The sequence below is a fragment of the Bradyrhizobium sp. WBOS08 genome, from assembly GCF_024585125.1.
Taxonomy (GTDB): domain Bacteria; phylum Pseudomonadota; class Alphaproteobacteria; order Rhizobiales; family Xanthobacteraceae; genus Bradyrhizobium; species Bradyrhizobium japonicum_B.
On record NZ_CP028988.1, the window covers coordinates 5,516,195 to 5,530,066 of the forward strand.

The following is a 13,872-nucleotide window of genomic DNA, read 5'->3' on the forward strand; positions in this document are numbered from 1 at the left end:
ATCCGGTCAGGACGTCGGCGTTGTTGCTGGTAGTTCAGTCGCCGCCTGTTCGGCAGCCGTTGCCGAGGCGATCACGGCCGCCGGCGGAACGTCGGCAGGCTTGGGCAGGACGCTGGCGCGCTGCTGGGCAGCCTCCTTGCTGATCGCGGTGATTGAATTGCCGATCCGCCCGACGATCGCGGTCAGCTCGGCATCGGACAGGCCCAGACGTTTTCGCACGAGGCGCATCTGAGCGCGGTCGGTCAGGTCGAGCTTGTTGCGGATCGGCTTTGATGTCGGGCGGCGCATGGCGGGCAACTCCTGTGTGTGATCGTAACCGTTACCCGATGATTCCGTTCCAGTTGCCCGGCGAGCGGCGCGCTGACCGAGGGATCGAGAGGCAAGGCCGCCTCATGGCGGGCTCACGTCCATGGCGAGGAACGAAAGAGTGCACGCCTGCTTTTCATTCGCGGGCATCCTTGAAGCGACCGGAACGTCTCGCTCGAACCGCATTTCGCCAATGCATGCCTGCGATCATGTGAGCGCGAAAGGCGGACAGATTGGTTCAGACACACAGATCGGTTCAGACACTGGGAATAGCCGGACAGGCCCGGCGCCACGGCGCTCAGATCGTCGATGATGGGGTCAGCTTCAACCTCTGGGCGCCGACGGCCCGGTCGGTGGAGTTGCTGGAGACCGGCCGGCCGCCGCGGCGGATGTCGCGCGATGACGACGGCTGGTATCAGATGCTCAGCCCGACCGCACGTGCCGGCACGCGCTATCAGTTCAGGATCAACGAGGACCTGATCGTCCCGGACCCTGCCTCCTTCTTCCAGCCGGATGACGTCGGCGCCGCAAGCGAGGTGGTCGATACGGCGGCACTGCGGGATCCCATCCCTTATCCGGGCCGCCCATGGGCGGAGGCCGTCATCTACGAGCTGCATGTCGGCACCTTCAGCGAGGAGGGGACCTATGCGGGGGTCGAGAAGCGACTGCCTTATCTGCGCGATCTCGGCGTCACCGCGGTCGAGCTGATGCCGGTCAACGATGTCCCCGGCCGGCACAATTGGGGCTATGACGGCGTGCTGCTGAACGCGCCCAATGCCCGCTACGGCAGTCCGCACGATCTCAAGCGGCTGTTGCGGGCAGCCCACGCGCTCGACATCATGGTCTATCTCGACGTGGTCTATAACCACTTTGGCCCGCAGTTGAACTACCTGCACAGCTACGCGGAGAATTTCTTCAACAAGCGTCACACCACCGGCTGGGGACCGGCGGTCAACCTGGAGGGACGCGACGGCGCGTTCGTGCGGGAGTTCCTGGTCGAGAATGCCTTGATGTGGTTGCGCGACTACGGCTTCGACGGGCTGCGCTTCGATGCCGTCCACGCCCTGAAGGACGATTCCGAGCGGCATTTCCTCATTGAGCTTGCCGAGAGCGTCAGGCACGAATTGCCGGGCCGGCGCGTGCATCTGATGCTGGAGAATGAAGCCAATCAGGCGCACCTGCTCGATCGCGGGGCAGGACGCCCGAAATATTACGACGCCCAATGGGGCGACGATTTCCACAATGCGCTTCATGTCCTGCTGACGGGAGAAGACGAGGGATATTACCGCGCATTTGCGGACAAGCCGCTCGAGCACCTGGCGCGATCGCTCACCGAGGGTTTTGCCTATCAGGGTGAAGTCTTCGCCCTTCACAACGAGCGGCGCGGCGAGCCAAGTGCGCATCTGCCGCCGGAAGCCACGATCTTCTTCGCGCAGAACCATGACCAGATCGGCAACCGGGCTCTGGGTGAGCGACTGTCACGATTGGTCGGCCCGGACAAGCTCGGCCAGGCGATGGCGCTGGTCCTGCTCAATCCGCACATTCCCATGCTGTTCATGGGTGAGGAAGCCGCCGTCGGAACGCCGTTCCTGTTCTTCGCAGACTGGACCGGAGAAGCTGCCGAGTTGACGCGGGAAGGGCGGCGCAAGGAGTTTTCGCACTTCAAGGCGTTTTCGACTCCCGAGATGCGCGCCAGGATTCCGGACCCGTGCGACGAGGGGACCTTTCAGGCCTCGAAGCTCGACTGGAGCAGCATCGATCAGTCTCCCGGCTGCGCGGCCTTTCGGGCTTTGACGACGCGATTGCTGACGATCCGACGCGAGAGGATCGTGCCGCTCATCGCGCAAGGTTTCGTTTCGGCGCAGCGCGAGCTGATCGGCGGCGATCCTCGTCAGGGCGCGATTGATGTGCGCTGGCAGACGAGGAGGGGAGAGACTTTGCAGATCGTCGCCAACTTCGCCGACCATCCGCTGCCGATGCCGGCTTTGGTCGCAGGCGAATGCCTGTGGCGCGGCGGACCGGCAGACGAACGAGCGCTGCGGCCTGGCGACATCATCGTACGACTTGGTCAGGCATGACCGGCGCAATCCCGGCCTGATGGCGGTACGATCTTGCGGCGCCCGCTGCCGGTTGCAATCATCCGTGCAAACCGCGATCATGATGCAGTGACCGTCTCGTCTCTCAGAAGCAACGTCCGCCGCCTGTACGAGGGCGCAACGCCGAGCGGCGTGCGCTTCCGCTATGCGCTGCTCGTGTTCGATATCGTGACGGTGTTGTTCATCATCGCCACCTCGTTCCTGCATCCCAGCGAGATCATCGAAGCGCTCGACATCGTGTTCGGCCTGCTGCTGCTGGCCGATTTCTCGGCGCGGCTCCTCGTCGGCCGGCATCCGTTCCGGAGGTTCCGGCAGCTCGCGACCTGGGCCGACATGGTTGCGATCGTATCCTTCCTGGCACCGCTTGCCGGCGAGGCGGGCGGCTTTCTCCGGATCCTGCGAACGCTGGGGATGCTGCGCGACTATCAGATGCTGGTGCGACTGCGCATCGATTCTCCGTTCTTTCGTCGCAACGAAGAGGTCATCTTCGCCGTCACCAACCTCGCCGTTTTCATCTTCGTCATGACCGGGATCGTTTACGAGACCCAGAAGTTTCGCAACGATCAGATCCACAATTATGCCGATGCGCTGTATTTCACGGTCACGGCGCTGACGACGACCGGCTTCGGAGACATCACCCTGCCGGGTACGGTCGGTCGTCTCATCACCGTCGTGATCATGATCTTCGGGGTGACCCTGTTCTTCAATCTTGCCCGCGCGCTGCTCAGTCCCAACAAGGTGCGGTTTTCGTGTCCGGCCTGCGGGCTCCAGCGGCACGATGCCGACGCCGTGCATTGCAAGGCTTGTGGCAAGCTTCTCAATATTCCGGACGAGGGCGCGGTGTGAGGCGCGTCTGTGGGAATGATGCCGTTGGACCCCATGATGAGCCGAAATCGGTGGGCGCTAACCCATTGAATCGACTGGGGCCGGCTACTGTGCATGGGGTTGTTTTTCATATTTTGGGCATGGGCCGTCATCGCAGCACCAGCCATGCCGGCGCGTGATCGCTGGCCCCTTCCTCGCCGCGGACCTTCTTGTCCACGCCAGCCTTCGCCAGCCGTGAGGCCAGGGCAGGGCTGAGCAGGAGATGATCGAGCCGCAGGCCCGCATCGCGCGGCCACCGGTTCCGCTTGTAATCCCAGAACGTGTAGATGCGCTTGTCCGGATGCAATTTGCGGACCGCATCGCACCAGCCCTGCGACACCAGCGAGGCATAGGCCGCGCGGCTCTGGGGCTGGACCAGCGCATCCTTGTCCCATGAGCGCGTCGGATAGATGTCGATCTCGGTTGGCGCGACGTTGTAATCGCCGGCGAGCACGACGGGCAGATCCTGCTGGATGAAAGTGTTGGCGTGACGCTTGAGGCGCGCGAACCAGTCGAGCTTGTAGTCGAATTTCGGTCCCGGCTGCGGATTGCCGTTGGGCAGATAGATGCTGGTGACGATGATGCCGCGCACGGCGGCCTCGATGTAGCGGGCTTCGTGATCCCCGGGTCTTCCGGGCAAGCGGTCGCGGGTCAGGATCGGCGCGGCGTTGCGGGCAAGGATGGCGACGCCGTTCCAGGTCTTCTGTCCGCGCCACACCGCGCCATAACCGGCTTTTTCGATCGCGGCCGCCGGAAATTCGCCATCACTTGCCTTCAATTCCTGAAGCGCAACGATATCGGGCTTTGCCGCGCGCAGCCATGCCAACAGATTGGGCAAGCGGCGATTGATGTTGTTGATGTTGAATGTCGCGATCTTCATGTAGAGCTGCCGACTCCCGCCTTCCGTACCCGGAGACACAATGTCCAAGTTGAACTTTGCCGCCATCGTCGCAGCTGTCGCGCTCTCCGGGCTCGCGTCGGCACAATCGTCCGACCCGCGCGGCGCCTGCAAGGCAGATTACGACAAATTCTGCGCCGGCATCGCGCCCGGTGGCGGCCGCGTCGTCGCCTGCCTCACCGACAAGCGCGATCAGCTCAGCGCAACCTGCAAAGAGGCGCTGGACAACAGGAAGAAAAAGTAAGCGTTCCGTGTCCCGGACGCGCGCAGCGCGAGCCGGAACCCCGAAGGCCACACGGTCAGAATGTAGAGAGATGGGCCCCGGCTCTGCAGCGCACCGCTGAAGGAGCGCTGCGCTGCGTCCGGGGCACGAGAACTTAGCCCGGCAGCGCCGGCGGGGCCGCGGGCTGCTCGATTGGCGGCGGGGCGGGCGGCGGCTCGGCTCCGCTCACGGCAGCCGGCTTCACCAGCGGCTCCTCCGCATTGCCGCCCTTGTAGATGCGGGCATAGCGGTGGCCGAGGCTGGTCAGCACCTCATAGCCGATGGTGCCGAAATGATGCGCGAGCTCGTCGACGGTGATGCCCTCGCCGAGCAGCGTCACCATATGGCCGCGCCGCGCCGCGTTCGGCGGCAGATCGGTGATGTCGATCGCGATGAGGTCCATGGAGATGCGCCCCGCCACCGGGCAGCGCTTGCCGGCGACGATGACCTCGGCACCGCGGGTGCCGTCATTGGAGCTGGCCGCGCGGAAATAGCCGTCGGCATAGCCGACTGCGATGATCGCAAGCTTGGTCGGCCGCCGCGCGGTCCAGGTGCCGCCATAGCCGACGGTCTCGCCGCGCTCGATGCTGCGGGTCTGCACGATGCGCGCCTTGAGGTCGACCACCTGCTGCATCGGATTGTCGGCCTCCGGCGTCGGGTTGACGCCGTAGAGCGCAGCTCCCGGCCGCACCAGGTCGAACTGGAACGGCGCGCCCAGGAAGATGCCGGAGGAATTGGCGAGCGCGGCCGGCACGCCGGCGAATTCGCTGGCGATGCTGCGGAAGGCGGCGAGCTGCCGGGCGTTCACCGGGCTGTTGAGCTGTTCGGCCGAGACCAGATGGCTCATCACCAGCGTGATGCCGTGATCGCCGGCGTTGATGCGGGGGATGATGGCCTGCGCTTCGGTCAGCGTCAGGCCGAGCCGGTTCATGCCGGTGTCGATGTGGATCGCAGCCCCTCCGTTCCAGCCGGTGCGGCGGCAGAACACGTCCCATTCGGCGAGCTCGTTGAGATCGCCGATCACCGGGCGGCAATTGATCTTGGCGTAGTGCTCGCCGGTGTTCTGGAAATAGCCGCCGAGCACGTAGATGGTGGGCTCGGGAACGGCGGCGCGCACCTTGCGCGCTTCCTCGATGGTGGCGACGAAGAATGTCTTGCAGCCGGCCTTGCTCAGCGCACGCGCGACCTCGGCGGCGCCGCAGCCATAGGCGTCGGCCTTGATCACCGCCGAGCACTCGGCCGGCACCGCCGTCTTCTCGAGCTTGCGCCAATTGGCGATGATCGCGTCGAGATCGACGGTCAGGACGCCGCCATAGGCGGCGAGCGCGGCCGCCTGGTTGGCCTCGGCAGAGAGAAGGCCGGATTGCGAGAGGGTTTTCGGGTCGGACGCCATTGTCATGGCGCCGTTTTACGCAAGAGACCCGCGCGGTTCAACCCAAGGAGCCTAGTAGTCGCTGCTGCGGTCCGGCAGCTGGCCGTCATGCGCGAGGTCGCCGAAGCGGGTGACCGAGGCGTCGAAGTGCAGCTCGACCGTGCCGGTCGGACCGTGACGCTGCTTGCCGATGATGACTTCGGCCCGGCCCACCGTGCGCTCCATGTCGGCCTGCCATTTGGCGTGCTCCTCGGTGCCGGGGCGGGGCTCCTTCATGGCGAGGTAATATTCCTCGCGGAACACGAACAGCACGACGTCGGCGTCCTGCTCGATCGAGCCGGATTCACGCAGGTCCGACAGCTGCGGCCGCTTGTCGTCGCGCGATTCGACCTGACGCGACAGCTGCGACAGCGCGATCACGGGGACGTTGAGCTCCTTGGCCAGCGCCTTCAGGCTGGTCGTGATCTCCGTGATCTCCTGGACGCGATTATCGCTTCGCTTGCCTGAACCCGAGAGCAGCTGGATGTAGTCGATCACGAGCAGATCGAGGCCCTTCTGGCGCTTCAGCCGCCGCGCGCGCGCCATCAGCTGCGCGATCGACAGGCCGCCGGTGGCGTCGACGTAGAAGGGCAGCGATTGCAGCTCGATCGAGACCTGGCGGATCTTTTCGAAATCGGCTTCCGTGATGCCGCCGCGGCGGATGTGGGACGAGGGGATGCCGGTGCGCTCGGCGACGATACGCGTCGCGAGCTGGTCAGCGGACATTTCGCACGAGAAGAACCCGATCACGCCGCCGTTGGCGGCCTTCATGGTGCCGTCGGCCTGAAGCTCCGGCACGTAGGCCTTGGCGACGTTGTAGGCGATGTTGGTGGCCAGCGACGTCTTGCCCATGCCGGGACGCCCCGCCACGATGATGAGGTCGGAATGCTGCAGGCCGCCCATCTTGGTGTCGAGGTCGCGCAGGCCCGTGGAGATGCCCGACAGCTTGCCGTCGCGCTGAAACGCTTTGGCCGCGAGATCGACCGCGACCGTCAGCGCCTGCGAGAATTTCTGGAAGCCGCCGTCATAGCGGCCGGATTCGGCGAGTTCGTAAAGCTTGCGCTCAGCGTCCTCGATCTGCGCCCGCGGCTGGAAGTCGACCGGCGCGTCATAGGCCACATTGACCATGTCTTCGCCGATGCCGATCAGGTCGCGCCGGAGCGACAGGTCGTAGACGGTGCGGCCGTAATCCTGGGCGTTGATGATCGTGGTTGCTTCGGCCGCGAGCCGCGCAAGATATTGCCCGATGGTCATGCCGCCGACATCGGTATCGGCGGGCAGGAAGGTCTTCAGCGTGACCGGGGTTGCGATCTTGCCCATCCGGATCAGGCTGCCGGCGGTCTCGAAGATGGTCTGGTGCAGCGGCTCGAAGAAATGCTTCGCCTCCAGGAAGTCGGAGACGCGATAGAAGGCATCGTTGTTGACCAGGATCGCGCCCAGAAGGCTCTGTTCCGCCTCGATATTGTGCGGTGCGCTCCGATAGGCGGGAGTTCCGGCATCGGGCGCGAGTTTGAGAACGTTCGAATCAGTCAGGGCCATGGTCGGACGTGCTTAGCAATTTTCTTGGGCGGATGCGGGGCCGGGATAAAGCGCCGCCGGAGGTCAAAGCGGAAGCGAAAGCTGGCCGCTATCAACCGCTCAGTGAAAGTGGTGGATGACTGGCAGCCGCAGCACGCGCCGCGCTTGACGGATTTTTGCGGAACCGGCCCGGGCCTGAAGTGGCCGCGGCCGCGCCACGGAAGAATCCTGAAACCGTGAACTTTATGGACTGGCGCGCAGACGTAACCAAAGAGGCGTGCGACCTGCGCACGCTGGCCGCGTTCGGCTCGGCTTCAGACCAGCAGGAGGTAGACCAGCGCAACCAGAGCCGCCCCGACGCCGGTGGCGATCAAGGCGTAATCGGTGCGGAGGTCGTCCTGCACGTCGAGCGAGGTTTGGGTCTCTTTGCTCATGGCGACGATCTAGGCCAAGCCCGACCAGACTTATGTGAAGTGGATCACATCCTCCCGGATATTTTCGGGGGTAGGACCGGAACAGGCGGACGGGACGGGAATTGTCTCCCGCGGTCCGTCACAGGGAACGAGGCAAGCGATGCGGCCAGAACGGCAGCTCCAGACTTGGCAGCCCGAGACTCGGCAGCCCCAGACCTGGCGGAGCGAGGCGGGTAGCCGGCTTTGGCTGTCGGGGCTAATTGCGGCCATGGAGCACGCTGAACGGCCCGACGTGCGTCGCCAGCCGGCCGCACCCGAAATCCTCCTGGAACTGCGGGCGCAACTGGCGTTAACGGCCCTGGTCCGATTTCCCCGGGTTTCGACGCTGCGTCACTAGGATCTATTCACCAGCCAGCTTGAGCCTCGGTCCAGCCACGCCTTCGCGAGCGCGCAGCCGGGCTTCTTCGCGCGGCAAGTAGTCACGGGTCATCGGCACCACGCCCTGGCGGCGCGTGAGCTGGATCTGGAAATTCATCATGGCTTGCTTGCGGAACGTCATCTCGCAAGCCGCCAGATAGAATTCCCACATCAGCGCGAAGCGCTCGTCGTAGAGCTGCACGGCCTCCTCGCGGCGCGCCATGAAACGTTCCCGCCAGGCCTTCAGCGTTTCCGCGTAGTGCAGGCGCAGGATCTCGATATCGCAGACCAAGAGGCCGGCGCGCTCGATCGCGGGCAGGACTTCCGACAAGGCAGGGATGTAGCCGCCGGGGAAGATGTACTTGGCGATCCAGGGGTTGGTCGAATCCGGGCCCTGCGAGCGGCCGATCGAATGCAGCAGCATGACGCCGTTCTCGCTGAGCAACTCGGCGCAGCGCTGGAAATAGGTATCGTAGAAGCCGGCGCCGACATGCTCGAACATGCCGACCGAGACGATGCGATCGAACGGGCCTTCGGCGTCGCGATAGTCCTGGAGCAGGAATCGGGCCGAGCCGGACAGGCCCTTTTCCGCGGCGCGCGCATTGGCGATCTGCAATTGCTCGGTCGACAGCGTCACGCCGGTGACATCGGCGCCGGTGGTCTCGGCGAGATAGAGCCCGAGCCCGCCCCAGCCGGAGCCGATGTCGAGCACGCGCTGTCCGGGCCTGACGAGCAACTTGGCGGCGATGTGGCGCTTCTTGGCGAGCTGCGCGTCGTCGAGCGTCGTCTCCGGCGTCTCGAAATAGGCGCAGCTGTATTGCTTATCGGCGTCAAGGAAGAGCGAATACAGCCGTGCGTCGAGATCGTAATGATGCGCGACGTTGCGGCGGGAGCGCGAGCGCGGATTGAACTGCTTCAGGTGCCGCGCCAGGTAGCGCAGGTGCCACCACGGTTTTGCCCACTGCGGCAATAGGTCGGGTTGATCGAGCAGGATCGCGAGGGCATCAGCTATGGTGCCCCGTTCGACGACGAACTCGCCGTCCATATAGGCCTCGCCGAGCCCGAGCTCGGGATTGACGAGGATCTTCCGCTCCGCCTCCGCAGTGACGAAGCGCACCGCCACCGGCTCGCCGGTGCCGTCGCCGACGGTGAATGTCGATCCGCTGGAGCCGGTCACCGTCATCGACCCGCGGCGGATGAATTGAGACAGGAATTTACGCAACAATCGGTCCATCGCCACCTTCCTCTCGAGCGAACCCCAAGAGAACACCAAGAGATGCGACTAACCCGGCCTTCACATCGGACGCTCAGGTCCCGCTCTGGTTCCTATGCGTTTGCATCCAAATCTAGGGAGGGCGGCCCGGCTGCACTATTGCGCTGTGTTCACAGCCGATATTCCAAAAGGGCTTAATCACATCCTTGCGCGCGGAGGCTGCTTCCATTCGCGGCTCAATCGGATAAAAGGTGACCCGCCGCCGCCCCGGAGGCCGGCTGCACCTCTCGGAATCAATGGAGATGTTGGGAATGTCGAGCCGAGCGCTCAGCCTCGCGACGGTGCTGCTTCTGATCGGCTTCGGCGCGACCGATACCGTCTTTGCGCAGCCGACGAATCTCGAGGCCGGCAAAACTCCGTCCCAGCTTTTCGCCCAGACCTGCAACGCCTGCCACAAGAGCCCACGCGGGCTTCTGAAGACCGTCGCGCCGGGTTCGCTGCCAGGCTTCCTGCGCCAGCATTACACCACGAGCTCGGACATGGCGGGCGTTCTTGCCTCCTATCTCGTCTCCAACGGTGCCACCGACACCCGCTACCAGGCCAAGGACGGCAAGAAGGACGGCGCCAAGGACAAGGACGCGAGCAGCAATCCCGAGCCTCACGGGCGTCGCCCGCGCTCCCAGGACGCCAGGCCGGACGGCGAGGCTGTTGCGCCCGCGGCCGAGGGCGCCCGCCAGAAGCGTGCGACACGGCCGGCCGAGGACGGCTCCAAGCCCGAGTCACAGGCTGCGACCGAGGGGCGCAAAGGTAAGCGCCGCGACAAGCCCGGCACCGAGGAGGCGCCGAAGGCCGACGCCACCGCGCCAGCCACTGAAGACAAGAAGAGCGCACCGGAGCCGAAGCCGGCGGCCAAGCCGGACGCGGCCAAGGTCGAGCCCGGCCGCGACGACGCCAAGCCCGACAGCGCCAAGGTCGAACCCCGCGGCAGCGAGACGCCGGCGGTACGGCCCGATCCTGTCCCGCCGGTAACGCCCGCTGCACCGGCGGCCGCGAAGCCCGCCGAGCCGGCTGCGTCCAAGTCGGCGGAAGAGGCAGCTCCCAAGCCTGCCGCGCCGGCCGCCAGCTCTGAACCGGCGGCCAAGCCGCAGGAACCGGCATCGCCCGCGCCCGCGCCCGCCGCGGCCCCGCCTGCCGCACCCGCCGGGTCCTCCGGCCCGCCAGCGCCGCCGATCTCGCGCTAAGTCAGCTCGTCTTTCGCTCGACATGCGGAGGCCGCGTTCGTCGCGGCCTTCGCATCGTATTGACGGCATTAGAGTGTCACTCTAGAGTAATGCTCTAGGAGGAGGCGCCGATGACGGCGAGCGTGCGAGACGACCTGTTGGCAGCCGGGCTGGCCGTGTTTGATCGCGTCGGTTTCGAAGCTGCGACGGTGGCCGCGATCCGCGCCCGGGCGCGGGCCTCCAATGGCAGTTTCTTTCACGCCTTCGGCTCGAAGAAAGAGCTCGCCGGTGCGCTGTTCCTGGAGGTCTTGCGGCACTATCACGCCGCGGTGCTGGCCGCGCTCGATCCTGTGCCCGCGGCGGAGCAGGGCATCGATCGGCTGATCCGGGCACATCTTGACTGGGTCGTGACCAGCCGGCGCGAGGCGCGCTACTTGTTCGAGATCTCGCGCAGCGAATGGGGCGAGGACGTCCGCGACGCCCAGCGCGCGCAGAATGCACGCCTTGCCGACGGCATCGAGCGCTGGCGCGCGCCGCTGGTTGCAGGCGGCGAGCTCTTGCCGATGACGCCGGCGATGTTCGTCAGCCAGCTCATCGGTCCGGCGCAGATTTTCTGCCGCGCCTTCCTGTCGGGACGCGACCGCGCCGATCCGCGCGCCGAGGCCGACACGCTGATCGCCTGCGCCATCCGTGCGCTACGGCCACACGATCGCATCAACAAGCACTAAGGAGAAACTGCATGCGCGCCGAAGCAGATCCGGAATTCGCGGCCGTTGCCGAGCACATTCATGCCAATGTCGGCCGGCAGGGCTTCATGAACCTGGTCGGCGCCGAGCTGTCGGAATTGACGCGCGGCACCTGCACGATTGCCGTGGATCGCCGGCCGGAGCTGCTGCAGCAGCACGGCTTCTTCCACGGCGGCGTCACCGCCTTCCTGGTCGACAACGCCACGACGATCGCAGCCGCCACCTCGCGCGGCCAGCCGGCGCTGACGGCGGAATACAAGCTCAACCTGTTGTCGCCCGCGGTCGGCGAGAAGCTGATCTGCCGGGCCCGCGTGATCAAGCCGGGCCGTCAGGTCTCGGTGGTTGCCGCCGACGTATTCTGCGTCAGCGGCGGTGTCGAGAAGCACACGGCAACGGCGCTGGCCTCGATCGCGATGTTGAGCGAGGACGTTGCCGCGAAAACGAAAAGCCCGGCCGCCTGAGGCAGCCGGGCTTCGCGGTCTCGCGCGAATGCGAGGCTTACTTCTCTTCCGCGGCCGGCGCCGGCGCGACCTCGTCGTGCTCGGCTTCCGGATCGAAGAACTCGCCGGCGGCTGCGATCGCCTCGGCGGCCGCGTCGCGGTCCTCGTTGCGGGTCGAGATGTCCTCGCCGCGGTTGATGCGCTCGGCCTCATCCTGGCTGCGCGCAACCGTGACGGTGATCTCGACCTCGACCTCGGGGTGAACGGCAACGATGACCGTGTGCTTGCCGATGGTCTTGATCGGCGCGTCGAGCTGCACCTGCGGACGGTCGAGGTGGACGCCGTCGGCCTCGAACGCCATGACGATGTCGCGCACGGTGACCGAGCCGAACAGCTGGCCGGCTTCGGAAGCCTGGCGGATCACGATGATGTTCTTGTCCTTGATCTTCTCGGCGACCTTGGACGCTTCGCCCTTCGCCTGGAGGTTGCGGGCCTCGAGCTCGGCCTTCATGCCGTCATACTTGGCACGGTTGTCGGCGGTGGCGCGCAGCGCCTTGCCGCGCTTGAGCAGGAAATTGCGGGCGTAGCCGTCGCGAACCTTCACGACTTCGCCCATCTGGCCGAGCTTGTTGACGCGTTCCAGCAAAATGACTTCCATATTCGTTCTCCTATTGAAGTGCTCTGTGGGTTTTCGGTTTTCGGGGTTGAACTCAGGGGGTCGGCAGCGGCGGCGGCTGCTGCCGGCTGCGCAGGAAGCGTTCGCGGAAGCCGAACATGGCGTCCGCAAGGCCGAGGATCACCATTGCGATCACGGGCCATCCGAACACGACCACGACGGCATAGGTCGAGCCGAGCCAGAACGTGCGGCTCTTCAGCGCCAGCGTGAGGGTGTGCAGCACGGCGAAGCCGGTCAGCGCATAGCCAATCATCAGCGCCGCCGCGGTGATCTGAGCGACGATCGCGACGAGCCCGCCGGTGAAGCAGAAGGCGAGCGCGACGCAGAGCGCCACCAGCGTCATCGGCGGCAGCTCCGCCGTCTTCAAGTCCGGCCACGGGCGCCGCAGCCGGCCCGACGTGGAGGTGATCTTGGCGCTGAGCCAGAGGTTCAGGGTCAGCGTCATCATCGCGATGACGGTGGCCCCGGCCGGTGCCATGCGCACCAGCGCGTCGACGAACTGACCGGCTTCGCCGGAGGTTTGCGGGTCGGTGGCGCGGAGGAGGCGCATCAGGCCGCGCCGCAGCGTGCCGAGGATGGTCTCGGCGTCGGTCCCGAGCGTGAGCAGGGCAGCCAACGTGGTCAGCGTGGCAAAGCCGGCGAGCCACAGCAGGATGCGGCCGACCGGATACCATTCGAGTTCAGCTGCGGCGGCGGGTTCCGCGGCAGCCTCCGGCGCGACAGCTCCCACCGGACGGCTGAGCAGGGCGAGATGGCCGAGCCACCAGGCCGGCAGCGCGACGGTGAGTGCGAATGCGATGCCATAGGGCAGGCCGAACAGGGCGCCGAGGCTGATTGCAGCAGCGATGCCGCCGAGGCTGGCGCAAAGCGGGCCCCAGCCGATCGCGGCGACCATCAGCGGCAGTGGAGCGAGATAGAACAGGACGAGCGAGATCAGCGCGCCCGAAATGATCGAGGCGAACATCAGGGCCGACGCAGCGCCGGCGATCAGGCCAATCAGTGCAAAAGCCATCATCAGCTGTCCCGCTCCCTTCGAGCGGTTAGAGGCTCGTCTGCCCCAACCATCGGCGACCGGACGACCCGGAAGCCTTATGAGATCGAAAAAGTTGCGGTCGGCGGCTCAAGGCCGCCGGCCGGATTGGTCGTGTTAGCGAATGACGTAGGGCAAGAGGCCCAGGAACCGCGCGCGCTTGATGGCGCGGGCAAGCTCACGCTGCTTCTTCGCGGACACCGCCGTGATGCGGCTCGGCACGATCTTGCCGCGCTCGGAGACGTAACGCATCAGGAGCTTGGAGTCCTTGTAGTCGATCTTCGGAGCATTGGCGCCCGTGAACGGGCAGCTCTTGCGACGACGGAAAAACGGGCGGCGTGCACCAGCTTCAGCCATTGTTC

Annotated in this window: 14 protein-coding genes; 6 read left to right on the top strand and 8 right to left on the bottom strand. The window is 65.6% G+C overall.

Features of this window, described 5'->3' with window-relative positions:
• Window positions 1-6 precede the first annotated feature (6 nt).
• On the bottom strand, window positions 7-288 hold the full coding sequence (locus DCM80_RS25870; protein ID WP_257180763.1) for a DUF3606 domain-containing protein: 282 nt from the start codon (window positions 286-288) through the stop codon (window positions 7-9).
• 251 nt (window positions 289-539) lie between these two features.
• Here DCM80_RS25870 and treZ point away from each other — a divergent pair, with 251 nt between their 5' ends.
• Window positions 540-2,384 carry a malto-oligosyltrehalose trehalohydrolase gene (gene treZ / locus DCM80_RS25875; protein WP_257194309.1) on the top strand — a complete coding sequence of 615 codons (1,845 nt, stop codon included), beginning with the start codon at window positions 540-542 and terminating at the stop codon, window positions 2,382-2,384.
• Window positions 2,385-2,471: 87 nt separating this feature from the next.
• Complete coding sequence (locus DCM80_RS25880; protein ID WP_257194310.1) at window positions 2,472-3,248, top strand: potassium channel family protein; 777 nt, start codon at window positions 2,472-2,474, stop codon at window positions 3,246-3,248.
• Window positions 3,249-3,375: 127 nt separating this feature from the next.
• On the opposite strand, the gene DCM80_RS25885 is transcribed toward DCM80_RS25880, so the two are convergent.
• Window positions 3,376-4,146 (bottom strand): exodeoxyribonuclease III, encoded by a 771-nt coding sequence (locus DCM80_RS25885; protein ID WP_257194311.1) that lies wholly within the window; start codon window positions 4,144-4,146, stop codon window positions 3,376-3,378.
• A 40-nt stretch (window positions 4,147-4,186) separates the two neighbouring features.
• Between DCM80_RS25885 and DCM80_RS25890 the strand changes: the two genes are divergently transcribed.
• Window positions 4,187-4,408, top strand: a complete 222-nt coding sequence (locus tag DCM80_RS25890; protein WP_028136857.1) for a cysteine rich repeat-containing protein — start codon at window positions 4,187-4,189, stop codon at window positions 4,406-4,408.
• A gap of 133 nt (window positions 4,409-4,541) precedes the next feature.
• Here the strand turns inward: DCM80_RS25890 and alr are convergent, their stop codons facing one another.
• The 3 genes from alr to DCM80_RS25905 form a co-directional block, all read right to left on the bottom strand.
• Window positions 4,542-5,819, bottom strand: a complete 1,278-nt coding sequence (gene alr / locus DCM80_RS25895; protein ID WP_257198049.1) for an alanine racemase — start codon at window positions 5,817-5,819, stop codon at window positions 4,542-4,544.
• Window positions 5,820-5,870: 51 nt separating this feature from the next.
• Window positions 5,871-7,376, bottom strand: a complete 1,506-nt coding sequence (locus DCM80_RS25900; RefSeq protein WP_028136855.1) for a replicative DNA helicase — start codon at window positions 7,374-7,376, stop codon at window positions 5,871-5,873.
• Window positions 7,377-8,168: 792 nt separating this feature from the next.
• On the bottom strand, window positions 8,169-9,419 hold the full coding sequence (locus tag DCM80_RS25905; RefSeq protein ID WP_257194312.1) for a cyclopropane-fatty-acyl-phospholipid synthase family protein: 1,251 nt from the start codon (window positions 9,417-9,419) through the stop codon (window positions 8,169-8,171).
• A 290-nt stretch (window positions 9,420-9,709) separates the two neighbouring features.
• Between DCM80_RS25905 and DCM80_RS25910 the strand changes: the two genes are divergently transcribed.
• The 3 genes from DCM80_RS25910 to DCM80_RS25920 all read left to right on the top strand — a co-directional run bounded on the left by DCM80_RS25910 (window position 9,710) and on the right by DCM80_RS25920 (window position 11,825).
• Entirely contained in the window at window positions 9,710-10,639 is a 930-nt protein-coding gene (locus DCM80_RS25910; protein ID WP_257194313.1) for a hypothetical protein, read from the top strand.
• A 110-nt stretch (window positions 10,640-10,749) separates the two neighbouring features.
• Window positions 10,750-11,346 carry a TetR/AcrR family transcriptional regulator gene (locus DCM80_RS25915; protein WP_257194314.1) on the top strand — a complete coding sequence of 199 codons (597 nt, stop codon included), beginning with the start codon at window positions 10,750-10,752 and terminating at the stop codon, window positions 11,344-11,346.
• Window positions 11,347-11,357: 11 nt separating this feature from the next.
• On the top strand, window positions 11,358-11,825 hold the full coding sequence (locus DCM80_RS25920; RefSeq protein ID WP_257194315.1) for a PaaI family thioesterase: 468 nt from the start codon (window positions 11,358-11,360) through the stop codon (window positions 11,823-11,825).
• 37 nt (window positions 11,826-11,862) lie between these two features.
• Here the strand turns inward: DCM80_RS25920 and rplI are convergent, their stop codons facing one another.
• The 3 genes from rplI to rpsR form a co-directional block, all read right to left on the bottom strand.
• Window positions 11,863-12,462 (bottom strand): 50S ribosomal protein L9, encoded by a 600-nt coding sequence (rplI, locus tag DCM80_RS25925; RefSeq protein WP_028136849.1) that lies wholly within the window; start codon window positions 12,460-12,462, stop codon window positions 11,863-11,865.
• A gap of 52 nt (window positions 12,463-12,514) precedes the next feature.
• Entirely contained in the window at window positions 12,515-13,495 is a 981-nt protein-coding gene (locus DCM80_RS25930; RefSeq protein ID WP_257194316.1) for a DUF2232 domain-containing protein, read from the bottom strand.
• Between the two features lie 132 nt (window positions 13,496-13,627).
• Window positions 13,628-13,867, bottom strand: a complete 240-nt coding sequence (rpsR, locus tag DCM80_RS25935) for a 30S ribosomal protein S18 (RefSeq protein WP_007592020.1) — start codon at window positions 13,865-13,867, stop codon at window positions 13,628-13,630.
• Window positions 13,868-13,872: the final 5 nt, after the last annotated feature.